Source organism: Rhodococcus sp. WB9 (assembly GCF_007558985.1).
Taxonomy (GTDB): Bacteria; Actinomycetota; Actinomycetes; order Mycobacteriales; family Mycobacteriaceae; genus Rhodococcus_F; species Rhodococcus_F opacus.
Window position 1 is genome coordinate 3,297,722 of the sequence record NZ_CP041769.1, and the last position, 23,277, is coordinate 3,320,998.

The window sequence follows — 23,277 nt, forward strand, 5'->3', positions numbered from 1 at the left end:
GTCCATTTCCGTGACTCTCAAGACCGTGAACCAGCGCATTGCCGAGGAGCTCGACGTCCGGGAGGGACAGGTCGCGGCCGCCGTGGACCTCCTCGACGGCGGAGCCACCGTGCCCTTCATCGCCCGGTACCGCAAGGAAGTCACCGGAACGCTCGACGACGCTCAGCTCCGCCAGCTCGAGGAACGCCTGCGTTACCTGCGGGAACTGGACGAGCGCCGGGTTGCCGTGCTCGAGTCGATCGACTCGCAGGGCAAGCTCGACGACCAGTTGCGTGGGCAGATCATGACCGCCGACACGAAGGCGCGCCTCGAGGACATCTACCTGCCGTTCAAGCCGAAGCGCCGCACGAAGGCGCAGATCGCCCGCGAAGCCGGGCACGAGCCCGTCGCCGACGCGCTGATCACCGATCCCTCCACCGATCCGGCGTCCTACACGGCCGAACAGCTCGAGGGTGCGCGCGCGATCCTCGTCGAGCGTTTCGCCGAAGACGCAGACCTGGTGGGTGAGCTCCGCGAGCTGATGTGGACCCGTGGGCAGCTGGTGTCCGCGGTCCGCAAGGGCAAGGAGACCGAGGGCGCGAAGTTCGCCGACTACTTCGAGTTCTCCGAGCCGTTCGGCAAGCTCCCGTCCCACCGCATCCTGGCGGTGCTGCGCGGCGAGAAGGAAGAGGTGCTCACGCTCACCCTGGCACCCGACACGGAGGAGCCCGTCCCCGGCGAGCCCACCGTCTACGAGGGCCGGATCGCCGGCCGGTTCGGCATCGCCGACCGCGGCAGGCCCGCCGACCGGTGGCTGCTCGACACCGTGCGGTGGGCGTGGCGCACCAAGATGATCGTCACGCTGGGCATCGACACCCGGATGCGCCTGCGGCAGTCGGCGGAGAAGGACGCCGTCGACGTGTTCGCCAACAACCTGCGCGACCTGTTGCTGGCAGCGCCTGCCGGTACCCGCGCCACGATGGGCCTCGACCCCGGTTTCCGGACCGGTACGAAGGTCGCGGTCGTGGACGCCACCGGCAAGGTGGTGGCCCACGACACGATCTACCCGCATCAGCCGCAGAACAAGTGGGACGCCTCCCTGGCCACCCTCGCCGGTCTCGTCGCCAAGCACGGCGTGGAGCTCATCGCCATCGGGAACGGCACCGCCTCCCGGGAGACGGATGCACTCGCGACCGAGTTGATCGCCAAGTCGGGCACCACCAACCTGACGAAGATCGTGGTGTCCGAGGCCGGCGCGTCCGTGTACTCGGCGTCCGCGTACGCCTCGGCGGAGTTGCCTGACCTCGACGTGTCGATCCGTGGAGCGGTCTCCATCGCGCGTCGACTGCAGGATCCTCTCGCCGAACTGGTGAAGATCGACCCGAAGTCGATCGGCGTCGGGCAGTACCAGCACGACGTGTCGGAGACGCTGCTCGCACGGTCGCTCGGCGCGGTCGTCGAGGACGCGGTGAACGCGGTCGGCGTCGACGTGAACACCGCGTCGGTGCCGCTGCTGTCCCGCGTGTCCGGTATCGCAGGTTCGCTGGCCGAGAGCATCGTCGCGCACCGGGACCAGAACGGCCCGTTCCGCACCCGCAAGGGGCTCAAGGATGTCGCGAGACTCGGTCCGAAGGCGTTCGAGCAGTGCGCCGGCTTCCTGCGCATCCCCAACGGGGACGACCCGCTCGACGCGTCCAGCGTTCACCCGGAGGCCTACCCGGTGGTGCGCAAGATCGTCGGCGCCAGCGGCACCGACGTGCGCGAGATCATCGGCAACACGTCCGCGCTCCGCAGCCTGAACCCGGCAGACTTCGTCGACGACCGGTTCGGCCTGCCCACGGTCACCGACATCATCGGTGAGCTCGAGAAGCCCGGCCGCGACCCCCGCCCGGAGTTCAAGACGGCCACGTTCGCGGCCGGCATCGAGAAGGTGTCACACCTGAAGCCGGGGATGACGTTGGAGGGTGTCGTCACCAACGTGGCGGCGTTCGGCGCGTTCGTCGACGTGGGCGTCCACCAGGACGGCCTCGTTCACGTGTCCGCGATGTCCCACAACTTCGTCAAGGACCCGCGGGACGTAGTGAAGTCGGGCGACGTCGTGAAGGTGAAGGTCCTCGAGGTGGACGAGGCCCGTCAGCGCATCGGGCTGACGCTGCGGCTCGACGACGAGGTCGGGGCCGGCCGCAAGAACGACGGTCCCCGCGGCGGCGGGCAGCGGCCGGACCGACGCGGTGGCGGGCAGCCGCAGGATCGGCGCGGCGGCAAGCCGCAGCAGCAGGGTGGACGCGATCGCGGGCGTGACTCCCGCACGGCGCCCGGCGGTTCGATGGCCGACGCGCTGCGGAAGGCGGGATTCGGAAAGTAAACAGGTCACCATCCCGACACGAGCCACCACTTTTCGATGGAGTGACCAGTTCTTTACTGGGATAGTGGATGCCGATGTACGAATGGCTGGATCGGGAAATCGTCGGGCACGGGCGGCTGCCTCTGCTCTTTTTCCTGCTCGGGTTTCTCGCGGCTTTCCTGTTCATCCGGTTGAGCGTGCGGATGATCCGCGCCGAGGTGTCGTGGTGGCCGGGCAACGTGAAACCCGGCGGGCACCACGTCCACCACGTGGTGTTCGGCGTCGTCACGATGCTCGTGTCGGGAGTTTCCCTCATCGCCGTGTACGAGGACGGCACCCAGACCACCGGCGCCGTCCTCGCCACGTTCTTCGGGATCGGCGCCGCGCTGGTGCTGGACGAATTCGCGCTGATCTTCTACCTGCAGGACGTGTACTGGGCGGATGAGGGCCGGACGTCGGTCGATGCCGTGTTCGTGGCGATCGCGGTGACGGGTCTGCTGCTCCTCGGACTCCGGCCGCTCGAACTGATCAACGTCACCGACTTCCGGGATTCGCCCGATCCGTGGGTGCGGGTCGCGATCGGGGTGTCGTCCGTCATCAACCTGCTCATCGCGGCGGTGGTGCTGCTGAAGGGGAAGATCTGGACCGGGCTGCTCGGCCTGTTCATCTTCCCGATCCTGCTGATCGGTGCGCTCCGATTGAGCCGGCCGAGCGCGCCGTGGGCGCGGTGGCGGTACACCTCCAAGCCGAAGCGGATGCTCCGCGCACTCGAACGGGAGCGAAAATGGCGTCGGCCGGTCATCCGGGCCAAGATCTTCGTGCAGGACTTCATCGCGGGGACGCCCAGCGCGGAGCACGTGAAGGAAGCCGCGGAGCATGCCAGGGTGGCGGCGGAGGTGGAACTCGACCATGTGGTGCACGCGGCGCCACCGCCGATTTCTCTTCACCCGGTGGCGTCTGGCACAATGGACGGGTTGCCTGGACCAGGCAGCAATACTTGATCTGGGCACGAACCAGACGAGCACCGGTGTTCTCCGAACGTCCGGGTGCCGCTCGGTTCCTCTGCTCCTGCGAAAACGCAAGGATGGAACACCGATGAACACTCTCGATTTCCTGGACAAGAAGTCCCTCCGCGACGACATTCCCGAGTTCCGTCCCGGCGACACCCTCAACGTGCACGTCAAGGTCATCGAAGGCTCGAAGGAGCGCGTGCAGGTCTTCAAGGGCGTCGTGATCCGCCGTCAGGGTGGCGGCGTCCGCGAGACCTTCACCGTCCGCAAGGTCTCCTTCGGTGTCGGCGTCGAGCGCACCTTCCCGGTCCACAGCCCGAACCTGGCGCAGATCGAGGTCGTCACCCGCGGTGACGTCCGGCGCGCCAAGCTGTACTACCTCCGCGATCTGCGTGGCAAGGCCGCCAAGATCAAGGAAAAGCGCTGACCTTTCCGATGAGCCCGGCACTGCGTACTCGCAGTGCCGGGCTAATCTGACTTCGTGACAGATTCTTCGAAGGAGCGGGCATTGTCGTCGGAATCCGAGACCACCGGCGATTCGGCCGCCACCTCCGCCGTGAACGGCGGTACGGCGGAGCCCGAGAAGAAGCCCCGCTCCTTCTTCCGCGAGTTGCCGATCCTGATTCTGGTCGCGCTCGTTCTGAGTTTCCTGTTGCAGACGTTCGTCGCCCGGGTGTATCTCATTCCGTCCGAATCGATGGAACCGACGCTGCACGGGTGCGCGGGCTGCACCGGCGACCGCATCGTGGTCGAGAAGATCGGTTACCGCTTCGGTGAACCGCAACCGGGTGACGTCATCGTGTTCCGAGGCCCCGATTCGTGGTCGCAGGATTTCGTCTCCACCCGGTCCTCCAACGTGGTGATCCGCGGTGCGCAGGAACTCGGTTCCCTCGTCGGACTCGTCCCCCCGGACGAGAACGACCTCGTCAAGCGGGTGATCGCCACCGGCGGTCAGACCGTCGAATGCTGCGACGACCAGGGCCGCATCCTGGTCGACGGCACACCGCTCGACGAGCCCTACGTCGTCATGGACTTCCCGTTCGTCCCCGGCTCGCAGGCCTGCGACACCGCGTTGAAGTCGGCACGCTGCTTCGGTCCGGTCACCGTCCCGGACGGCCACCTGTGGGTGATGGGCGACAACCGCAGCAACTCCGCGGACTCGCGGTACCACGTGGGCGACGACATGCAAGGCACCATCCCGCTCGACAACGTGATCGGTAAGGCGGTCTTCATCGCGTTGCCGCCGGCGCGGATGGGCACGATCAGCTCACCCGATATCCAGGGCAAGTGACTTCCTGGCCTCCACGCATCGTCATTCGCAGGTCGTCCGGTCTGCGGACGATGGAGTCGGCCCTGGTCCGGAGCGGCCTCGGGCCGGTGGCCGGTGTCGACGAGGCGGGCCGGGGTGCGTGTGCAGGCCCGCTCGTCGTGGCGGCCTGCGTGCTCGCACCGAAACCGTATCCGGCACTGGCGCGCCTCGACGATTCGAAGAAACTCACCGAACGCACGCGTGAAGAGCTGTTCCCGGCCATCACCCGGCTGGCAGTGGCGTGGAGCGTCGTGTCTTTCCCGGCCGAGGAAGTCGACCGCATGGGTGTCCACGTGGCCAACATCGAGGGCATGCGACGTGCCGTCGCCGGCCTCTCGACCACCCCGGGTTACGTTCTCACAGACGGCTTCCGCGTCCCGGGGCTCCCGGCCCCGTCGCTACCGGTGATCGGCGGCGACGCCGCGGCGGCATGCATCGCGGCGGCGAGTGTGCTGGCCAAGGTGTCTCGTGACCGGGTGATGGTCGCGATGGACGAGACACATCCCGGTTACGGTTTCGCGATCCACAAGGGCTACAACACGCCCGCGCACCTGACGGCACTCGAGGAGCTGGGCCCGTGCCCGGAGCACCGCCGCTCGTGGTCGAACGTCGCGGCGTTGATACACCGGGTGGATAACAGTTCCGGAAGTGCGAGATGATGACAATTCACACCAGAGCAGGAGGACTCCGAGACCGATGAGTGCCGAGGATCTCGAGAAGTACGAAACCGAGATGGAGCTGTCGCTCTACCGCGAGTATCGGGACATCGTCGGTCAGTTCTCCTATGTCGTGGAGACCGAGCGCCGGTTCTATCTGGCCAACTCGGTGGAGTTGCTGCCGCACAACGCGGACGGGGAGATCTACTTCGAACTGCGTATGTCCGATGCATGGGTGTGGGACATGTACCGTCCCGCACGCTTCGTGAAGTATGTCCGCGTCATCACGTTCAAGGACGTGAACATCGAGGAGCTCGACAAGCCGGACCTGCGGCTCCCGGACAACGGTCTGTCCTGACGGGCGAAGTCCTCGTCCGCGTAGGATCGTTCGATGACCGGACGGAGGCGCGTCGCGCTGGCTCTGGGTAGCGGCGGCGCACGAGGGTACGCCCACATCGGGGCGATCCAGGTACTCGAGGAGCGCGGATTCGAGATCGTCGGTGTCGCGGGCTCGTCGATGGGCGCCCTCGTGGGTGGCCTCCACGCCGCGGGAAAGCTCGACGATTTCACCCGGTGGGCGATCAGCCTGACCCAGCTCGACGTCGTGCGGCTTCTCGATCTGTCCGTGTCCGCGCCCGGTGCCATCCATGCCGAGAAGATCCTGCAACGGGTCAGGGAGATTCTCGGCGAGATCCGCATCGAAGACCTTCCCATTCCGTATACGGCGGTGGCCACGGATCTCGCTGCAGGCCGGTCGGTGTGGTTCCAGCGAGGACCCGTCGACGCGGCCATCCGTGCGTCGATCGCGATTCCCGGCGTCATCACGCCGTATGTACTCAACGGCCGCGTCCTCGCCGACGGCGGGGTGCTCGACCCGCTGCCGATGGCCCCGCTCGTCTCGGTGAGCGCCGACCTGACCGTCGGGATCAGCCTGGGCGCCGAGGATCGGGACGGTCGCTCTCTGGCACCGGAGAACGTCAGCGCGGACTCGCGGCCCGTGGACGAGTGGATGACACGTTTCCGCCGGAGCGCTGCGCAGCTGCGCGATCTGGACATCGTGCGGTCGGTCGTCGGACGGTTCGGCGCCGCGCAGACCGATCCGGATCCGTCGGACGACCCGGACGGCCAGGCGATCGACGGTCAGGCGGTGGTCGAGGACGAGGCGGTGGCTGTCCCGAAGTTCAGCCGGTTCGCGGTGATGAACCGCTCGCTCGACGTGATGCAGGCGACGTTGGCTCGCTACCAGCTCGCCGCGTACCCGCCGGACGTGCAGGTTCGCGTGCCTCGGAACGCCTGCCGGAGTCTCGATTTCCATCGCGCCGCCGAGATGATCGAACTGGGTCGTGCGCTCACCGAGCGCGCCCTCGACGACGCCGGGCTCACCTCGACGACCGTCGCCGTCTCTCCGGCAGATTCGGATGGCGAGCCCACCTGACAGGAGAAGGGGCCGGTGCTGACCATGCTGCACCGGCCTCTCCGAGTCACGGGGTGTTCAGTTCGAGGCCGGCGTCCGGGCGGCGCCGAGGTCGCTCACGGACTCGCCGTCCACGTGATCTACGTGCTGTGGTGCCGCGAGCAGGCAGAGGATGCTGACCGCGCACATTCCGATCAGGAGCGCGATCACCGGCCACACGCTGCCGGTGGCCTGGTACATGAGGGTCGAGACCAACGGCGACAACCCACCGAAGAGTGCACCCGCCCCCTGATAGGCGAGGGAGATGCTGGTGTACCGGGCCTGCGGCCGGAACATCTGCGACAACACTGCGGCGATCGGACCGTATGTCGCGGCCAGGACGAGTCGCATGACGGCGAAGGTCAGGAAGATCAGGACCACCGAGCCGGAAGTCAGGACCAGGAACTGTGGTGCCGCGAGCACCGCGACGGCCAGCAGCCCGTAGATCACCACGCGGATCCGGCCGATCTTGTCACCGAGCCACGCCACTGCGAGGGTGGCGATCAACTCCACCACGGCGGCGACGCTGAGCGCGTTGAGGACGAGGGTCTCGGACAGTCCGACATCCGGGTCGGTGGCGTAGGCCGTGATGAACGTCGTCACCAGGTAGTAGCCACCCACCGCGACGGGCAGGATGCCCATGCCGAGCAGAATCGGGCGCCAGTTCGTGACGATGGCGTACTTCAGTGGCAGCGCCTCGGGGACGGTTGCCGTCTGCACCTCGGATTCGAAGACGGGGGATTCCTCCACCTTCAGACGCACCAGCAGCCCCACGCCGATCAGCAGCGCCGAGCACAGGAACGGCAGGCGCCACGCCCAGTCCCGCAGAGCGTCGTCACCGAAGGTCGAGAGGACGCTGAAGAACCCGGTGGCGAGCAGCGCGCCCGCGGGGTTGCCCAACTGTGCGAATCCGCCGTAGAAGGTCTTCTTGTCCTCGGGGGCGTGTTCGACGGCCATCAGCACGGCCCCGCCCCACTCGCCGCCCACCGCGAAGCCCTGCACGAACCGCAGCATCACCAGCAGCAGCGGCGCCCAGAATCCGATCTGCGCGTACGTCGGCAGCGCACCGATCAGGAACGTGCCCGCGCCCATCAGGGTGAGCGTCACGACGAGTGCCGTCCGCCTGCCGATCCGGTCGCCGACGTGTCCGAAGACGATGCCACCGAGTGGGCGGGCGAAGAAGCCCACCGCGTAGGTGGCGAACGCAGCGGCGATGCCCGTCAGGCGGTCGGTGTCGGACGGGAAGAAGACCTCCCCGAACACCAGGGCCGCCGCCGTGGCGTACACGTAGAAGTCGTACCACTCGATGGTGGTGCCGACGAAGGCCGCGAAACCCGCCTTGCGGGCCTTCGCGATCTGAGTGTCGTGACTCATGACTGATCCTCGGTGGTTGCGGTGGTCGAGAATAGGTCGCTGCGAGTGGAATGCGCCAATTCGCCGTCGATCCAGGTTTCACGGACCTCGATTTCGGCGATGGTGTGCGGGTCGACGGTGAGAGGGTCGGCGCCGAGGACCACGAAATCGGCGCGCTTGCCGGGGGAGATGCTGCCGAGTTCGGATTCGCGCCCGAGCGCGCGGGCCCCGTTCAGCGTGTGCGCGGTGAGGGCCTGGGCTGCTGTCAGTCGCAACGCGTTCGAGCCGAGTTGATGTCCCTGCCGGGTGATGCGGGTGACCGCGGCCTGGATGGCCTCGAGAGGCTTCGGCTCGGCGACCGGCGCGTCGGAACTGATCGTGACCGGCACGTCGGCTTCGACGAATTCGCCCAGGGGATTGAACCGCTCACCCGGGGTGCCGATGGCCGCGGTGACGCCCTCGCCCCAGTTGTAGTAGTGCTGCGGCTGGTTGACGGGGTACACGCCGAGTGAGTGCATCCGAGCGATCTGCTCGGGGGTCGGCAACCCGCAGTGCTCGATGCGGTGACGGGCGTCGGCGTCGGGATGCGCCTTCTGCGCGGCGTCGATCGCGTCGAGGACCATGTCGATCGCGGTCGGCGACTGCGCGTGTGTCGCAGTCTGCAGGCCGACGGCGTGCGCCTTCGCGATCAGCGCCGCATAGTCGGCGGGCTCGTGATAGAGCTGTCCGGTCCGGCACGGGTCGCCCACGTACCCGTCCGGGAAATACGCGGTCCAGCCGCCGAGAGTGCCGTCGGCGTAGAACTTGATCCCGCCGAACGCGAGACGTGAGTTGCCGAACGCACCGTGCAATCCAGTGTCGAGCGCGTGATCGAGCAAGTGGCTGAGCAGGTACATGCTTACCCGGGTCTCGAGCCGGCCCTGCTCCGCCAGGCGCAGGTACATGTCGAACTCGCGCCGGGTCACCTGGCAGTCGCCGATCGTGGTGACGCCGCCCTCGAGGAACTTCTCCTGCGCCACGGAGAGCTGCCGCAGATGTTCCTCCGGTTCGTCCTCGAGGTGGAAGTTCGGGCCGTGGTGACCGACCTTGACGCCGTTCACACCGGTGAGGATGTTGCAGGCGGCGTCGGACAGTTCGCCGGTCAGTTCACCGTCCGCGTCGCGGAAGAACTCGCCGCCGGGCGGATTCGGGGTGTCGCGGGTGACGCCGTGGAATTCGAGGGTGAATGTGTTGACGACGCCGCCGTGGCCGCTCGCGTTCATCAGGTACACCTCGCGGTCGGTACCGACCTGATCGAGTTCTTCCTTCGTGGGATGACGGCCCTCGACGAGGTTGCGGTGCTCGTAGCCGTACCCGCGCACCGGGATCCCGGAAGGCTGGTTCCGGGCCGCTTCCTGCAGCAGAGCGACGATCTCGGGGATGGTGCGCGCCTTCCCCGGGCCGCAGTCCACCCAGCTGAGCATCTGGCCGTACATCAGGGGGTGAGCGTGCGGATCGACGAACCCGGGCACGACGGTCGCCCCGGCGAGATCGATGACGTCCGTGGTCCGGTTGCCGATCCTCCGCGCTTCCTCACGGCATTCCGCAACGGTGCCGACGGCGGCGAACCGGTTACCGAAGACGAGGAAGGCCTCGGCGCCCTCGGTGTCTGCGTCCACCGTGCGGAGCGTGCCACCGGTGAAGACGGTGGCGGTGGCGTCGAGGGGGGACGCCTCGTGGTGAAACAGCGTGCGCATGGGAATCCTTCGCGATGGTGGTGTGGGTCACGTTCGGCTGGGAGGGAAAATTACGCCCTGACCAGCGGCTGCGCAATACATCAAACTTCCGGACCAAGCGGTTGACGACAAATAGGTTCAGACTTCCGAGCAGATTCGCACCGATTCGCAGAATCTGGCGATGTGTGCGATTCTTCTTCTCTATCGGGAGTGCAGAAAGAAATCGAGAAATCTCGGGGCATCATGAGTGTCGAACTGGATTCCAAGCTCATCGCGGCGTTGCAGTCGAATGGTCGCGCGACTTATCGGGAGCTCGCCGCGACCGTGGGCGCGCCCCGTGCCGCGGTGTCCACGCGCGTGCAGACGCTGCTCGACACGGGCACGGTGAGCGTCGTTGCCGTCGCCCATCCCGAGTTGCTGGGCCTCAAGGCGATGGCTCACGTGTCCGTCGCCGTGTCGGGACCGGTGGGTCCCGTGGCCGAGGCGCTCTGCGCGTCGGAGGTGGCCGTCTACATTTCCGCGGTGAGCGGGCAGTACAACATCATCGCCGAGCTGCGCGTCCCCAGCCAGCAGGACCTCTACGACGCCATCGCCGCGATCCGTGCGGAACCCGGTGTCCGCACCGTCAACACGCTGTTCTACGCCGATGTCATCAAGGGAATCTTCATGCCCAAGAGCGCATTGCGCGCCGATGTTCGACTGGACGCGAAAGACGTCGCGCTCATCGAGTTGCTGGAAAGGAACGGGCGCATGCCGTTTCTGGAACTGGCCGAACGCACCGGGCTCTCGCCCAGTGCGGCGCGGAATCGAGTGAACCATCTGATCGACAGCACCGCGTTGCGCGTCGGAGCCGTCGTGAAGCGCCGCGGCGGCGGCAGAACACTCGCCATGGGCATCGGCGTCAGCCTCGGATCGCGGGACCGGGAGGCGTGCGCGCAGATCGAGGCTCTGCCGGGTATCGAGTTCCTGGCGCGCACACTCGGCCGATTCGACCTGATCGGAACGGTCGCCGCCGATTCGTCGGGTGACCTCTACTCTCTCGCCGAGCACATGCGGACGATCGACGGAGTGAGGGCCCTGGAGACCTGGACGCATCTCGAGGTGTTCAAGGAGCACTACGCCCGCAGCCTCGACGTCCGCGGATAGGAGCGTGCCGGAAGCGAGTCACTTGGGTCGGGCAACTGTGAGACGATCAGCCGATGCGCCTCGGGTTGCACGCACTCGGGATCGGCACCGGCGCTCGTCGCGCGGTGATCGACTCGGTCGCGGTTGCCGCCGAGAACAGCGGATTCGCCACGCTGTGGGCCGGCGAGCACGTCGTGATGGTGGACCGGTCGGAGTCGCGGTATCCGTACGCGGACGACGGCCGGATCGCGGTCCCCGCCGTCGCGGATTGGCTCGACCCGATGATCGGGCTGAGCTTCGCCGCCGCTGCCACCCACACGATCGGCGTCGCCACCGGTGTGCTGCTGCTGCCCGAACACAATCCCGTCCTCATGGCCAAGCAGGCGGCCACGTTGGATCTGATGAGTGGTGGCCGGCTGACGCTCGGCGTGGGGATCGGCTGGTCCAGGGAAGAATTCGCTGCGCTCGGCATTCCGTTCGAGGGCCGTGGCGCGCGGGCGGCCGAGTACGTCGCGGCGATGCGCACGCTGTGGCGTGACGACGTCGCGACGTTCGAGGGTGAGTTCGTCCGTGTCGACTCGGTGCGGGTCAATCCGAAACCCGTGCGCGATCGCCGGATTCCGGTCGTGCTCGGGGGCAACAGCGACGCCGCGCTCCGCCGGGTCGCGGCGTGGGGCGACGGCTGGTACGGGTTCAACCTGGACGGCGTCGACGCCGTCACCGAACGGATCCGGACGATCCACGCACTGTGCCGGGACGCGGGGCGCGACGCCGAGGAGTTGCGCCTCGCCGTCGCCCTTCGGGAGGTGGATCCCTCCGACGTCGAGTCGCTGGTCGATGCGGGAGTCGACGAACTCGTCCTCGTCGAGTCGCCACCCGGGGATCCCGGTGAGGCCGCCGACTGGGTGGTGGCTCTCGCGCGCCGATGGATGCCTGCGCTCGGCTGACCGTCCGATTGCAGGCTTGACAGCCCTGGCCTGGGCCTATGGGGTGATCGCGGGCCGCGGAGTGCCGAGTTGTCCACAACGTGCACTTCATGCACAGCCCAGTTCGTTCGCCCAGTTCGAGTGCCTCTTCCCGGAATCAGGTCGGGCACGGTGGTGCGAGAGGCGCGGTTCGCATCGGTGGGCCGCCGGGGGACGGGGTGGAGGCTGCTGTGGCGCACAATCTCGCGCTTGGAGCACATGGGGAGGATCTGGCCGCCCGGTATCTCACCGAGGCGGGCATGGAGATCGTCGACCGAAACTGGCGATCCCGATACGGGGAAGTCGATCTCATTGCAGCAGAGGGAGACTGGCTCGTGTTCGTGGAAGTGAAGACACGGCGCGGCCTGGGATACGGCAGCCCGGCCGAAGCGGTGACGTTCTCGAAACAGCGCAGGATCCGCCTGTTGGCCGTGGAGTGGCTGCGGGACTCGGGCCGGCACTGGTCGCGGGTGCGGTTCGACGTGGTCGCGATCATGATCGGGCACGGTCCGCAGCCCCAGATCGAACACGTCCGGGATGCGTTCTGATGGCACTGGGGCGAGCACATTCGGTGGCGGTGACCGGGGTCGACGGTCAACTGGTCGAGATCGAGGCCGATATCGGCCGCGGGCTCCCCGCGGTGCATCTGGTCGGGCTGCCGGACACCGCGCTGCAAGAGGCTCGGGACCGGATCAGGGCTGCCGTGGCGAATTCGGGCGAGGAGTGGCCGGATTCGAAGGTGATCCTCGCGTTGTCGCCGGCGACGCTGCCGAAGGTCGGGTCGGTCTACGATCTCGCGCTCGTCGCTGCCGTGCTGGACGCGGCCAAGCAGGTGAAGCGGCAGCGGCTGCGCGAGACCGTTCTGCTCGGAGAACTGGCGCTGGACGGGCGGCTCCGGTCGGTGCGCGGGATCCTGCCCGCGGTGCTCGCGGCGAAGAATGCGGGGTGGGCGACGGTGGTGGTCCCGGTGCAGTCGCTGCCCGAGGCGGGACTCGTCGGTGGTGTCGAGGTGCTCGGCGCGCACGATCTGAGGGCGGCGATCGCGTGGCTGCGGGAGGAGCGCGATCTCGAGTACCCGGAGCCGGCCCAGTGGGTCGCGCAACCGGTGCGCGCCGATCTGAGTGAGGTGGTGGGTCAGGCCGAGGCGCGCTGGGCCATCGAGGTGGCGGCGGCGGGAGCGCACCACCTGATGCTCACCGGCCCACCCGGTGTGGGGAAGACGATGCTGGCGCAACGACTTCCCGGCGTTCTGCCCCCGCTGACCGAGAGTGAATCGCTCGAGGTGACTGCCATCCACTCCGTGGCCGGGCTCCTGCCGCCCGAGCGTCCCCTCATCGACGTGCCGCCGTTCATCGCACCGCACCACACCGCGTCCGTGAGCGCGCTCGTCGGCGGCGGAAGCGGTGTCGCGAAGCCCGGCGCCGTCAGTCGCGCCCATCGTGGGGTGCTGTTTCTCGACGAGTGCGCCGAGATCGGAACCAAGGTCCTCGAAGCACTGCGGACCCCGCTCGAGGACGGGGAGGTGCGTATCGCGCGGCGGGACGGGGTCGCCCGCTATCCGGCGCGCTTCCAGCTGATCCTCGCGGCCAATCCCTGCCCGTGTGCGCCCGCGCGGGAGGCCGACTGCGTGTGCGCGCCGACCGCCCGGCGACGCTACCTCGGGAAGCTGTCGGGACCGTTGATGGATCGGGTGGATCTGCGGGTGCGGATGCAGGCCGTCGCGACCGGGGCGTTCATCGACGAGGTCGGTGAGAGCACCGAGGACGTCCGGCAGCGGGTGGCCGAGGCGCGGGCCGCCGCCGGCGAGCGGTGGAGCGACTACGGGTGGCGCACCAACGCGGAGGTGCCCGGACCGGCCCTGCGGCAGAAGTTCCGGTTGGCGCGGCCCGCGCTGGCGCCGGTGGAGCGAGCGCTGCGGAAGGGACTGATCACGGCCCGAGGCGCCGATCGGGCGTTGCGTGTGGCCTGGACGGTGGGCGATCTGGCGGGGCTCGACATGCCGGGCCCGGAGCAGGTGGTCACCGCGTTGGGATTTCGTGATCGGAGCTTTCAGTGACGGTGGAAAGTCGGAGTGGTGCAAGCGATCCGAGTGGGGTTCAGGATCCGCGGCGGTTGGCGTGGGCGTATCTGTCGAAGGTGGTTCAGGGGCCGTGCCCGGCGCTGTCGCGGCTCGTGGAGGAGGTGGGTCCGGAGGAGGCTGCGCGTGCCGTGCGGGAGCGGGACCTGTCGGAGATGCTGGGGGAGCGCACGATTGCCCGGGCGCATGTGGATACCGCCGCACACGATCTCGAACTGGTGGCGGGGATGGGTGGCCGGCTCGTGACGCCGGACGACGACGAGTGGCCGCAGTGGCGGCTTCTCGGTTTCGGGAATCTGTCCCGGTCGCGGGACGAGGGCCCGCCGTTGGCGTTGTGGGTGCTCGGTTCGCGGCCGGTGGCCGAATTGACCGATCGGGCGATCTCGATCGTGGGGACGCGGGCGGCGAGTGGATACGGCGAGCACGTGACTGCGGAGATTTCCGGTGATCTCGCCGTCGACGGGTGGACGATCGTGTCGGGCGCGGCGTTCGGGGTCGATGGTGCCGCGCATCGTGCGGCGTTGGGTGTCGGGGGGCTGACGGTCGCGGTGCTGGCGTGTGGTGTGGATCGTGCGTACCCGGCGGGGCATGCGCGCATGCTGCGGCAGATCGCGCAGAACGGTGCGGTGATCAGTGAGTACGCGCCGGGCACGACACCGGCGAAGCATCGGTTTCTGGCGAGGAATCGTTTGGTGGCGAGCCTGTCCGACGGGCTGGTCGTGGTGGAGGCGGGGTGGCGCAGTGGCGCGCGGAACACGGCGAGTTGGGCCCGCAAACTGGGGCGTCCGGTGATGGCGGTACCGGGGCCGGTGACGTCGGCGTCGTCGATGGGATGCAATCGGATGATTCGGGAAGGGGAGGCGCGGTTGGTCGCGAATGCCGGTGACGTGGTGGAGGAAGCCGGACCGATCGGGCTGCGGGAAGGCGTCGACGTGGTCCGCGATCTCGATGCGCTGTCCGGTGCTGCCCTGCTGGTGTACGAGGCGTTGCCTGCGGTCGGGCCGCGTGGGGTCCGGGAGTTGTCCGAACTGTCCGGCGTCGCGATGGAGCAGGTTCGGGCCGTGCTGCCGTTATTGGAGATGGAGGGCTTCGTCGGATCAGACGACACCGGATGGTCGCGGCAGAGGTGACACCTGAGGCCGAGCCCGTCGAGAGTCCGCTCGGCGCACTTCATCGTGCTCGGAAGTCCGAAGTGCGAGTCGAAGCGACCCATCGACGACAGGTTGGGGTAGAAACTTTCGTAGAACGCACCTCACAACCACACGAAGGAGCGAGATATGGGGTCAGCCGAGGACTTGTGGCGGAACTTCGTCGCGCAGGTGTTGAGCCTGTTGATCGCTTCCGGCTCGTAGCGGAGCTACTACCTCCTCACAGCGCCTCCAGTCGGTTCACCGATGCAGCGCCGGGTCGGTGCACGTACGGTCTCCGGTGAGGCAACTACCGGCGCGCCGCGAGTGCAGTCCGCTCGAGGGTGCGTCTCGAGGAGGGAACGTCCACCACGTCGCGCCGAGCGAAGAGGCGGCGTTCGCGTGGGTGCGGGAGTATCTCGGCTTCCTCCCGGCCAGCAGGCACGAAGAAGCGCCGATCGTGAACCCGGGCCTCGAACCCGAGATCACCGACAACGATCTGGCGTTGAACGAGTTCATGCCGGACGCCGACAACGCCGCCTACGACATGCACGACCTGCTGTTGAACATTTTCGACGACGGTGACTTTCACGAACTCGCCGCGCAGACGGCACCGAACGTGATCACCGGATTGTCCCGGGTGGACGGGCGATCCGTCGGAGTCGTGGCCAACCAGCCGCAATTCCTCAGTGGGGCACTAGATCAGGTCGGCGCAGACAAAGCGGCCCGCTTCGTGCGGATCTGCGACGCCTACGAGATTCCCCTCGTGTTCGTCGTCGACGCACCGGGCTTCCTGCCCGGGCTGGAACAGGAGCGGAACGGTGTGCTCCGCAGCGGCGGCCGCTCCCTGCAGGCGTTCGCGGCGGCCACGGTGCCGAAAGTGACTGTGGTGGTTCGCAAGTCCTACGGGGGCGGATACGCGGTGATGGGGTGCAAGCAACTCGGTGCCGACGTGAACTTCGCCTGGCCGACCGCACGCATCGCGGTCATGGGCGTCGAGGCGGCGATCAGTCTCCTCTACCACCGCGAGCTCGAAGCCGCCGGCGAGGAACAGGACGCGATGCGGCAGCAACTCGTCGACGCCTACAACGAGAACGTCGCGACACCGTATTCGGCCGCCGAGCGCGGCTACATCGACGCGGTGATCGATCCGTCCGCCACCCGGCTCGAGATCCGGCGGGCGCTGACGTTGCTCCGCGACGAGCGCTCCGCCCGCGGCGAGCAGAAGCACCACCTGATTCCGCTCTGACCGCCGTCGGCAGTCACTCGTGTACCGTAGTTAGGTAACACTAACCAACTTGAGTTCATTGGAGAGATGCCTGTGGCAAAGCCGACTGCGACACTGACCGTGCTCCGGACCGAATGGCTGACCCCGCACATGGTGCGGGTATTCCTCGGTGACCCGGGGTTCGACAGCTTCGTTTCCAATGCCTTCACCGATGCGTACGCGAAACTCGAATTCGGAAGTCCCGAAGAGCCCGTCCTACGCACGTACACGATCCGGTCGGTGGATCCGGTGAAGCGTGAGATCGCCATCGACTTCGTGGTGCACGGCGACGCCGGTGTCGCCGGGCCGTGGGCGGCGTCCGCGGCGGCCGGCGACGTCCTCCGGCTGCGCGGCCCCGGAGGCGCGTTCGCGCCGGACCCGGCAGCCGACTGGTACCTGCTCGCGGGCGACGAGACCGCAATCCCCGCCATCTCGGCGTCCGTCGAGAAGCTGGACCCGTCGGCGGTCGGACGGGTGATCATCGAGGTCGCCGGCCCGGGGGACGAAATCGCCTTCGGCTCGCCCGCGGGCGTCGACGTCGCGTGGATCCACCGCGGCGACACGTCGGACCGGATCGGGGAAGAGGCGTCGGGGGACAACGCACCCCTCGTCGCGGCAGTGCGCGACACCGCATGGCTGCCCGGAACGGCGCAGGTGTTCATTCACGGTGAGGCGCAGGCCGTCATGCACAACCTGCGCTCCTACGTGCGCAAGGAACGGGGCGTTCCCGCGTCGGCCGCGTCGATCTCCGGTTACTGGCGTCGCGGTCGCACCGAGGAGGGCTTCCGGGTGTGGAAGTCCGAGCTCGCCGCGAGCGAGGGTGCCTCGCGCTGACCCACTGCGGCGGACGCGCTACGAGATGTGCGTCCGTCGCGTCAGCACCAGCAGTGACAGCATCGCCACGGCGCCCGCCGACGGGATCGCGACGGCCATCGGAACCGCGGTGTCGGGGCCGGCGATGCCGACGAGCGGCGAGACCACCGCGGCGAGGCCGAACTGGCCGGCACCGAGGAGCGCGGACCCGGTGCCGGACGCCTTGGTCACCTCGCCCTGAGCCAGCGCCGTCGCGTTGCCCATCACGAAACCGATGCTCGACACCGAGACGAACAGCGGAATCAGGATCGCCCACCAGGGCGGCGAATCGATCAGCGTCGCGGCGAGCAGCAGCACGAGGCCCGCTGCCAGGAGCAGCGTGACCCCGAAACCCAGCAGCTGCCGCGCATGGAAGGTGCCGACGAGCCGCGTGTTGACGATCGCGGCGCCCACCATGCCCGCCGCGTTCACCGCGAACACCATGGAGAACTGCCCCGGGCTGAGCCCGAGGACGTTCTGCACCACGAACGGGGACGCGGAGATGTACGAGAAGAGCGCGACGAACCCGAACATGAATGTGAACGCGTAACCAAGATAGACACGGTTGCCGACGACGTAGCGCAGGTTCCGGACCAGTGCAGTGAGCCCGCCGCCGTGCCGGTTCTCCACGGGAAGCGTCTCCGGGACCAGGATCAGCACTCCCGCGAACATCACCACACCGGCGGCGGTGAGAACCCAGAAGATCCCTCGCCAGCCGACCGGCCCGAGCAGGGCACCGCCCATCAGCGGCGCGACGACCGGCGCGACCCCGCCGATGATCATCATGATGCTGAAGAGCCGGGCGGCGTTGTCTCCGCGGGCCCGGTCGGCAATGCAGGCGCGTGCGAGCACGATCGCCGCGCCACCGCTCAGCCCCTGGAAAAGTCGTGCAGCGATGAGGGTTTCGACGGTCGGCGCGAGAGCGCACGCCATCGCGGCGAGGGTCGTGACGACGGTGGCGCCGATCAGCAGGCGCCGGCGCCCGAGGCCGTCCGACAGCGGTCCCACGACGAGCTGACCGATGCCGAGCCCGGCCATGAATGTGGTCAACGTCAGCTGCACGCTCGGCGCGGACGTGTTCAGGCTCTCCGTCATCAGGGGGAGACCGGGGAGATACATGTCGGTGGCCAGGGGAGCGATCGCGGACAGTAACGCCAGGACAGACAACATCGGGATGGGGATCGTTCGCGGCACAAAAGAACTCTAGCGGCGCGGCTGCTTGATTTATCTCCCGCCCGAGTCGACTGTTGCCTCTATGAGCAGCGACCTGCCGGCACCGTTGGAGCTGGTACTCGAGGAGTACGCGCGGCATCTCGGGCTCGAACGCGGCCGATCGCAGCACACCGTGAAGGCGTACGTCGCGGACGCGAAGTCGCTGCTGCAGCACTGGTTGTCGACGTCACCGGAGGCACACCTCGGCGAGCTCGACATCCAGGTGCTGCGGTCGTGGCTCGCGGGCCAGTCCGCGGCCGGCATCGCCCGGACGACCCTCGCCCGGCGGACGTCGTCGGTGCGCAACTTCACAGCCTGGCTGCTGCGGACCCGGCGTATCGCCACCGATCCCGGCGCCCGGCTGGGTGCCGCGAAGGCCCACCGCACGCTGCCCCCGGTGCTGCGACAGTCGCAGGCGGCCGATGTGATGGATGCCGCCGAATCGGGCGCGCAGCAGAACGATCCGATCGCCTTGCGCGACCGTCTCATCGTGGAACTGCTCTATGCGACGGGAATACGGGTGGGGGAGCTGTGCGGCCTCGACCTCGGTTCGGTGGATCGCGAGCGGTGGCTGCTGCGTGTGATCGGCAAGGGAGACAAGGAGCGCTCCGTGCCGTATGGGAAACCGGCCGCGGACGCCGTGGACCTCTGGTTGCACGTCGGCAGGCCCGCGGTCGCGACGGACAGTTCCGGGCAGGCGCTACTCCTTGGCAAACGAGGGAAGCGGCTGGACCAGCGGCAGGCGCGCAGCGTCGTCCACGAGGTCCTGTCCGCGGTCCCCGGCGCACCGAACCTGAGCCCGCACGGCCTGCGCCACACGGCCGCGACACACCTCCTCGAAGGCGGAGCGGACCTGCGCGTCGTGCAGGAACTCCTCGGCCACGCGAGCCTCGCGACCACGCAGCTCTACACCCATGTGTCCGTGGCGAGGCTCCGCGCGGTGCACGATCAGGCGCATCCCCGTGCCTGACCGGGTTTGGTAGCGTCGCGCCACGAATCTGCAGTTGTTTCTGCACAATCTCGGGGGAAGTAGTGGACCGCGAAGACTTGACTCGACCGCAGCCGTCCTGGCTGAACGACGGTGGCGGCGCCCCGGTGGGTGACACCGCGGCAGATCCGTGGGGGCAGCAATCCTGGGACGGTCCTGGCCCGGAGCCGAGCCGGCATCAGGTGACCAGTCAGGATCTGGTGGCGGATGCTCTCCTCGAACGGGCACGCAGGGCGCCGAGCCGAGGGTGGCGGCGCGGACTGCACCGGCTCACCGGGGGATCGGTGAATCCGGGGGAGTCGGCAGGTGAGGCGCGCGAAGCGGCACTGCTCGACCGCATCCGGCAGCCGATCCAGGGGGACTATCGAATTGCATTCCTGTCCTTGAAGGGCGGCGTCGGCAAGACGACGACCACGATCGGGCTGGGATCGACGTTCGCGTCACTGCGCGGCGACTGTGTGATCGCCGTCGACGCCAACCCCGACTTCGGGACACTCGCGCAACGCGTGCCGCTGCAGACGCATTCGACCGTCCGCGATCTCATCGCGGCGGAGTCGACGATCCGGCGTTACTCGGATGTGCGGGCCCACACGTCGCAGGCGCCGAGCCGTCTCGAGGTGCTCGCGAGCGAACAGGACCCGGCGATCTCCGAGGCGTTCAGCGAGGACGACTACCGGCGGGTGATCGACATCCTGCAGGTGTACTACAACATCATCCTCACCGACTGCGGCACCGGCATCATGCATTCGGCGATGAACGGCGTTCTGCAACTCGCCAATTCCCTGGTGCTGGTGAGCTCGCCGGCAATAGACGGCGCCCGCAGTGCCGCCGCCACGCTGGACTGGTTGCAGCACCACGGTTACGGGCACCTGGTCTCGCGGACGGTCGTCGTGATCAGCGCCGCCCGGCCCGGCTCGAGCACGATCGACATGACGGAACTGACCAATCACTTCCTGCTCCGGTGCCGGGCCGTGAAGGTGGTGCCGTTCGACGAGCACCTCGCCGAGGGTGCGGTGGTGGATCTGGATCTGCTGCGTCCCGCGACGCGAAAGGCGTTCGTCGAACTCGCGGCGATGGTCGCGGACGACTTCCCGGAGTCGGCAGGCAGGCACGCCGTCGCGGAGTGGCGCTAGCCGCCGACGGGTTCGAGCCGTACCGGAGCCACGCGGACGAGTCCGAGCGGGTCGAGGTATTCGCGGTCGCGGCGAAGACCCCAGTGCAGGCACGCGGCGACGGGTGCGATGCAGCCCGGGTGTCCGGGTTCGAGCGTGCCGAGGACGGTGCCGCGACCCACGCGCTGTCCGGGGGTGACCCGGGCGGTCACCGGTTCGTACGTGGTGCGGAGCCCACCCGGGTGGTCGACGGAGACGACGGGCTTGCCGGCCACCGTGCCGGCGAATACCACCACACCCGCACCTGCGGACAGGACGGCCTCGTCGGGCACGCCACCCAGATCCACGCCGCGATGGCCGGGAAGCCAGTCGTGCTCGGGGTTGTCGAACGCCCGGACCACCCGCGGTCGTGGGTGCAGCGGCCAGTCGAAGTCGCCGCTCGGCGCGGCATCGGCGGGCGGGGCGACGAGCGCCGCGGCGGTCAGCAGCGTGGACGCCGTGGCCGTCGCCGTGAGCGCCCGCAGAATCGCCCCGAACTTCGTCATGGATGAACGATCCCGCACGTCCGGGTCGATGAACGGGCAGTGGGCGAGAATGTGGATCGAATGCGCTTTGTCCACAGATCCCGCAAAACCCTTGCACGCGGGGCCGCGGTGTGGCAGGGGCGGTTAGGGCGTTCGGCGTGGAGGCCGTACACTGATCGAGCGGTCTGTGCTCCCACAGTCCGACTTCGCGCGCCCGCGCAGGTTATCGGCCATCGGCTGGTCTCGCATCTCGGTGTGAGTCCGATGGTCTGCGGGCGCCAGGGTGGAGCGTCTCGAGACGCTCTGCATCAACCGGCAATGAAAGAGAGATACACAGCCATGGCTGTCGTAACAATGAAGCAGCTGCTCGACAGCGGCACGCACTTCGGTCACCAGACCCGTCGTTGGAACCCGAAGATGAAGCGTTTCATCTTCACCGACCGCAACGGCATCTACATCATCGACTTGCAGCAGACGCTGACGTACATCGACAAGGCGTACGAGTTCGTCAAGGAGACCGTTGCCCACGGCGGCACCGTCCTCTTCGTCGGCACCAAGAAGCAGGCCCAGGAGTCCATCGCGGCCGAGGCCACTCGCGTCGGGATGCCCTACGTCAACCAGCGTTGGCTCGGCGGCATGCTCACCAACTTCACCACCGTCCACAAGCGTCTTCTCCGCCTCAAGGAGCTCGAGGCCATGGAGCAGACCGGTGGCTTCGAGGGTCGCACCAAGAAGGAAATCCTCATGCTCACGCGTGAGATGACCAAGCTGGACCGCACTCTCGGTGGTATCCGCGACATGGCCAAGGTCCCCTCCGCGGTGTGGGTCGTCGACACCAACAAGGAGCACCTGGCCGTCGCCGAGGCTCGCAAGCTGAACATCCCGGTCATCGCGATCCTGGACACCAACTGCGACCCCGACCTCGTCGACTACCCGATCCCGGGCAACGACGACGCCATCCGCAGCGCCGCCCTGCTGACCAAGGTTGTTGCTTCCGCAGTGGCCGAGGGCGTGCAGGCCCGTGCCGGACTGAGCGCCGACAAGGACGCGAAGCCCGAGGCCGGCGCCGGCGAACCCCTCGCCGAGTGGGAGCAGGAACTGCTCTCGCAGGCAGCGCCCGCCGTTGAGGCTGCGCCCGCCGCAGAGGCCGCTCCCGCAGCTGAGGCACAGGCGGCTCCGGCTGCCGAGGCCCCCGCAGCAGAGGCACCCTCCACCGAGGCCTGATCTGATGCACACGGCCCTGACCAGAGATCTTTTGGTCAGGGCCGTTTCACGGTCTGGTCCGAGTACTACCCTGACTTACGTCCCGACAGACATATGAGGAGGCTCGCTCACCATGGCGAACTACACCGCCGCTGACGTCAAGCGGCTCCGCGAGCTCACCGGCTCCGGAATGATGGCCTGCAAGAACGCTCTCGCTGAGGCCGAGGGTGACTTCGACAAGGCTGTGGAGCAGCTGCGCATCAAGGGCGCCAAGGACGTGGGCAAGCGTGCCGAGCGCACCACGGCCGAGGGCCTGGTCGTTTCCAAGGACGGCGTCCTGCTCGAGCTCGACTGCGAGACGGACTTCGTCGCGAAGAACGAGGACTTCCTGAAGCTCGCCGAGTCGATCGTCACGGTCGCCGCGGCAGCGAAGCCCGCCGACGTCGACGCGCTCAAGGCGCTCGAACTCGACGGCAAGACGGTCGACACCGTCATCCAGGAGCAGTCCGCGAAGATCGGCGAGAAGCTCGTCCTGAGCAAGATCGCCTCGTTCGACGGACCGGTCGCGGTCTACCTGCACAAGCGCAGCGCCGACCTGCCGCCCGCCGTCGGCGTCCTCGTCGAGTACACCGGTGAGGGCGACGCTGCTGCGGAGGCCGCTCGCGGTGCCGCCATGCAGGTCGCGGCGCTCAAGGCCAAGTACGTCACGCGTGACGAGGTCCCCGAGGACATCGTCGCCAACGAGCGTCACATCGCCGAGGAAACCGCTCGCGCCGAGGGCAAGCCGGAGCAGGCTCTGCCGAAGATCATCGAAGGCCGCGTCAACGGTTACTTCAAGGACGTCGTGCTGACCGAGCAGTCCTCGGTGCAGGACTCCAAGAAGTCCGTGAAGGCGATCCTCGACGAGGCCGGCGTCACCATCAAGCGCTTCGTTCGCTTCGAGGTCGGTGCTTCGAGCTAGTCGTGTGAGTCGTATGGCCCCGTCGGACGAGTGCGCTCGCCCGGC

21 protein-coding genes and 1 pseudogene are annotated in these 23,277 nt (G+C 67.9%); 18 read left to right on the forward strand and 4 right to left on the reverse strand.

Annotation, left to right across the window (positions count from 1 at the left end):
* Positions 1-10: 10 nt before the first annotated feature.
* From FND50_RS15240 to FND50_RS15270, 7 genes are all read left to right on the forward strand, one after another.
* Positions 11-2,344 carry a Tex family protein gene (locus FND50_RS15240; RefSeq protein ID WP_186301289.1) on the forward strand — a complete coding sequence of 778 codons (2,334 nt, stop codon included), beginning with the start codon at positions 11-13 and terminating at the stop codon, positions 2,342-2,344.
* A 74-nt stretch (positions 2,345-2,418) separates the two neighbouring features.
* Complete coding sequence (locus FND50_RS15245; RefSeq protein WP_005571203.1) at positions 2,419-3,324, forward strand: hypothetical protein; 906 nt, start codon at positions 2,419-2,421, stop codon at positions 3,322-3,324.
* Between the two features lie 94 nt (positions 3,325-3,418).
* Positions 3,419-3,760: a 50S ribosomal protein L19 gene (gene rplS, locus FND50_RS15250; RefSeq protein WP_005240490.1), complete on the forward strand. Its 342-nt coding sequence runs from the start codon at positions 3,419-3,421 to the stop codon at positions 3,758-3,760.
* Positions 3,761-3,841: 81 nt separating this feature from the next.
* Positions 3,842-4,624: a signal peptidase I gene (lepB, locus tag FND50_RS15255; RefSeq protein WP_005259374.1), complete on the forward strand. Its 783-nt coding sequence runs from the start codon at positions 3,842-3,844 to the stop codon at positions 4,622-4,624.
* Positions 4,621-5,301 (forward strand): ribonuclease HII, encoded by a 681-nt coding sequence (locus FND50_RS15260; protein ID WP_081315320.1) that lies wholly within the window; start codon positions 4,621-4,623, stop codon positions 5,299-5,301. The genes lepB and FND50_RS15260 overlap by 4 nt, the downstream gene beginning before the upstream one ends.
* A 37-nt stretch (positions 5,302-5,338) precedes the next feature.
* Positions 5,339-5,656, forward strand: coding sequence for a DUF2469 domain-containing protein (locus tag FND50_RS15265; RefSeq protein ID WP_005240496.1), 318 nt, complete (start codon positions 5,339-5,341; stop codon positions 5,654-5,656).
* A gap of 33 nt (positions 5,657-5,689) precedes the next feature.
* Positions 5,690-6,733, forward strand: coding sequence for a patatin-like phospholipase family protein (locus tag FND50_RS15270; protein ID WP_144286262.1), 1,044 nt, complete (start codon positions 5,690-5,692; stop codon positions 6,731-6,733).
* A gap of 57 nt (positions 6,734-6,790) precedes the next feature.
* Here the strand turns inward: FND50_RS15270 and FND50_RS15275 are convergent, their stop codons facing one another.
* Positions 6,791-8,125 (reverse strand): MFS transporter, encoded by a 1,335-nt coding sequence (locus tag FND50_RS15275; RefSeq protein ID WP_144286263.1) that lies wholly within the window; start codon positions 8,123-8,125, stop codon positions 6,791-6,793.
* Positions 8,122-9,840, reverse strand: a complete 1,719-nt coding sequence (locus FND50_RS15280; RefSeq protein WP_144286264.1) for an amidohydrolase — start codon at positions 9,838-9,840, stop codon at positions 8,122-8,124. The genes FND50_RS15275 and FND50_RS15280 overlap by 4 nt, the downstream gene beginning before the upstream one ends.
* A gap of 222 nt (positions 9,841-10,062) precedes the next feature.
* Here FND50_RS15280 and FND50_RS15285 point away from each other — a divergent pair, with 222 nt between their 5' ends.
* The 7 genes and pseudogenes from FND50_RS15285 (at position 10,063) to FND50_RS15315 (ending at position 17,214) form a co-directional block, all read left to right on the forward strand.
* Complete coding sequence (locus FND50_RS15285; RefSeq protein ID WP_144286265.1) at positions 10,063-10,965, forward strand: Lrp/AsnC family transcriptional regulator; 903 nt, start codon at positions 10,063-10,065, stop codon at positions 10,963-10,965.
* A gap of 53 nt (positions 10,966-11,018) precedes the next feature.
* The gene (locus FND50_RS15290) at positions 11,019-11,891 is read left to right on the forward strand and encodes an LLM class F420-dependent oxidoreductase (protein WP_144286266.1); all 873 of its coding nucleotides are present in this window, start codon (positions 11,019-11,021) and stop codon (positions 11,889-11,891) included.
* Positions 11,892-12,100: 209 nt separating this feature from the next.
* Complete coding sequence (locus FND50_RS15295) at positions 12,101-12,457, forward strand: YraN family protein (RefSeq protein ID WP_005259362.1); 357 nt, start codon at positions 12,101-12,103, stop codon at positions 12,455-12,457.
* Positions 12,457-13,965, forward strand: coding sequence for a YifB family Mg chelatase-like AAA ATPase (locus FND50_RS15300; protein WP_005259360.1), 1,509 nt, complete (start codon positions 12,457-12,459; stop codon positions 13,963-13,965). Before FND50_RS15295 ends, FND50_RS15300 begins: the two co-directional genes overlap by 1 nt.
* Complete coding sequence (gene dprA / locus FND50_RS15305) at positions 13,962-15,116, forward strand: DNA-processing protein DprA (protein ID WP_260850989.1); 1,155 nt, start codon at positions 13,962-13,964, stop codon at positions 15,114-15,116. The genes FND50_RS15300 and dprA overlap by 4 nt, the downstream gene beginning before the upstream one ends.
* A gap of 355 nt (positions 15,117-15,471) precedes the next feature.
* A pseudogene (locus FND50_RS15310) lies at positions 15,472-16,362 on the forward strand (acyl-CoA carboxylase subunit beta); the annotation flags it as partial.
* A 72-nt stretch (positions 16,363-16,434) separates the two neighbouring features.
* Entirely contained in the window at positions 16,435-17,214 is a 780-nt protein-coding gene (locus FND50_RS15315) for a siderophore-interacting protein (protein WP_144286267.1), read from the forward strand.
* 18 nt (positions 17,215-17,232) lie between these two features.
* On the opposite strand, the gene FND50_RS15320 is transcribed toward FND50_RS15315, so the two are convergent.
* On the reverse strand, positions 17,233-18,402 hold the full coding sequence (locus FND50_RS15320) for a multidrug effflux MFS transporter (protein WP_144286268.1): 1,170 nt from the start codon (positions 18,400-18,402) through the stop codon (positions 17,233-17,235).
* Positions 18,403-18,487: 85 nt separating this feature from the next.
* Here FND50_RS15320 and FND50_RS15325 point away from each other — a divergent pair, with 85 nt between their 5' ends.
* Both FND50_RS15325 and FND50_RS15330 read left to right on the forward strand, forming a co-directional pair.
* Positions 18,488-19,414, forward strand: a complete 927-nt coding sequence (locus FND50_RS15325) for a tyrosine recombinase XerC (RefSeq protein WP_037204602.1) — start codon at positions 18,488-18,490, stop codon at positions 19,412-19,414.
* 125 nt (positions 19,415-19,539) lie between these two features.
* Positions 19,540-20,565 carry a MinD/ParA family protein gene (locus FND50_RS15330; RefSeq protein WP_144289066.1) on the forward strand — a complete coding sequence of 342 codons (1,026 nt, stop codon included), beginning with the start codon at positions 19,540-19,542 and terminating at the stop codon, positions 20,563-20,565.
* Here the strand turns inward: FND50_RS15330 and FND50_RS15335 are convergent.
* The gene (locus FND50_RS15335) at positions 20,562-21,164 is read right to left on the reverse strand and encodes a M23 family metallopeptidase (protein WP_144286269.1); all 603 of its coding nucleotides are present in this window, start codon (positions 21,162-21,164) and stop codon (positions 20,562-20,564) included. The genes FND50_RS15330 and FND50_RS15335 overlap by 4 nt on opposite strands.
* A 243-nt stretch (positions 21,165-21,407) precedes the next feature.
* On the opposite strand from FND50_RS15335, the gene rpsB reads away from it, so the two are divergent.
* Positions 21,408-22,292, forward strand: a complete 885-nt coding sequence (gene rpsB, locus FND50_RS15340) for a 30S ribosomal protein S2 (RefSeq protein ID WP_144286270.1) — start codon at positions 21,408-21,410, stop codon at positions 22,290-22,292.
* 112 nt (positions 22,293-22,404) lie between these two features.
* Positions 22,405-23,232, forward strand: a complete 828-nt coding sequence (gene tsf, locus FND50_RS15345) for a translation elongation factor Ts (protein ID WP_005259342.1) — start codon at positions 22,405-22,407, stop codon at positions 23,230-23,232.
* The last annotated feature ends 45 nt before the right edge of the window (positions 23,233-23,277 follow it).

What these genes read in the sequence shown, in the direction of transcription:
- rpsB (WP_144286270.1), top strand. Translation starts at nt 21,408, where the DNA reads ATGGCTGTCGTAACAATGAAGCAGCTGCTCGACAGCGGCACGCACTTC.
- FND50_RS15245 (WP_005571203.1), top strand. Translation starts at nt 2,419, where the DNA reads ATGTACGAATGGCTGGATCGGGAAATCGTCGGGCACGGGCGGCTGCCT.
- FND50_RS15325 (WP_037204602.1), top strand. Translation starts at nt 18,488, where the DNA reads ATGAGCAGCGACCTGCCGGCACCGTTGGAGCTGGTACTCGAGGAGTAC.
- tsf (WP_005259342.1), top strand. Translation starts at nt 22,405, where the DNA reads ATGGCGAACTACACCGCCGCTGACGTCAAGCGGCTCCGCGAGCTCACC.
- FND50_RS15285 (WP_144286265.1), top strand. Translation starts at nt 10,063, where the DNA reads ATGAGTGTCGAACTGGATTCCAAGCTCATCGCGGCGTTGCAGTCGAAT.
- FND50_RS15290 (WP_144286266.1), top strand. Translation starts at nt 11,019, where the DNA reads ATGCGCCTCGGGTTGCACGCACTCGGGATCGGCACCGGCGCTCGTCGC.
- FND50_RS15280 (WP_144286264.1), bottom strand. Translation starts at nt 9,840, where the DNA reads ATGCGCACGCTGTTTCACCACGAGGCGTCCCCCCTCGACGCCACCGCC.
- FND50_RS15320 (WP_144286268.1), bottom strand. Translation starts at nt 18,402, where the DNA reads ATGTTGTCTGTCCTGGCGTTACTGTCCGCGATCGCTCCCCTGGCCACC.
- rplS (WP_005240490.1), top strand. Translation starts at nt 3,419, where the DNA reads ATGAACACTCTCGATTTCCTGGACAAGAAGTCCCTCCGCGACGACATT.
- FND50_RS15265 (WP_005240496.1), top strand. Translation starts at nt 5,339, where the DNA reads ATGAGTGCCGAGGATCTCGAGAAGTACGAAACCGAGATGGAGCTGTCG.
- FND50_RS15270 (WP_144286262.1), top strand. Translation starts at nt 5,690, where the DNA reads ATGACCGGACGGAGGCGCGTCGCGCTGGCTCTGGGTAGCGGCGGCGCA.
- FND50_RS15300 (WP_005259360.1), top strand. Translation starts at nt 12,457, where the DNA reads ATGGCACTGGGGCGAGCACATTCGGTGGCGGTGACCGGGGTCGACGGT.
- FND50_RS15275 (WP_144286263.1), bottom strand. Translation starts at nt 8,125, where the DNA reads ATGAGTCACGACACTCAGATCGCGAAGGCCCGCAAGGCGGGTTTCGCG.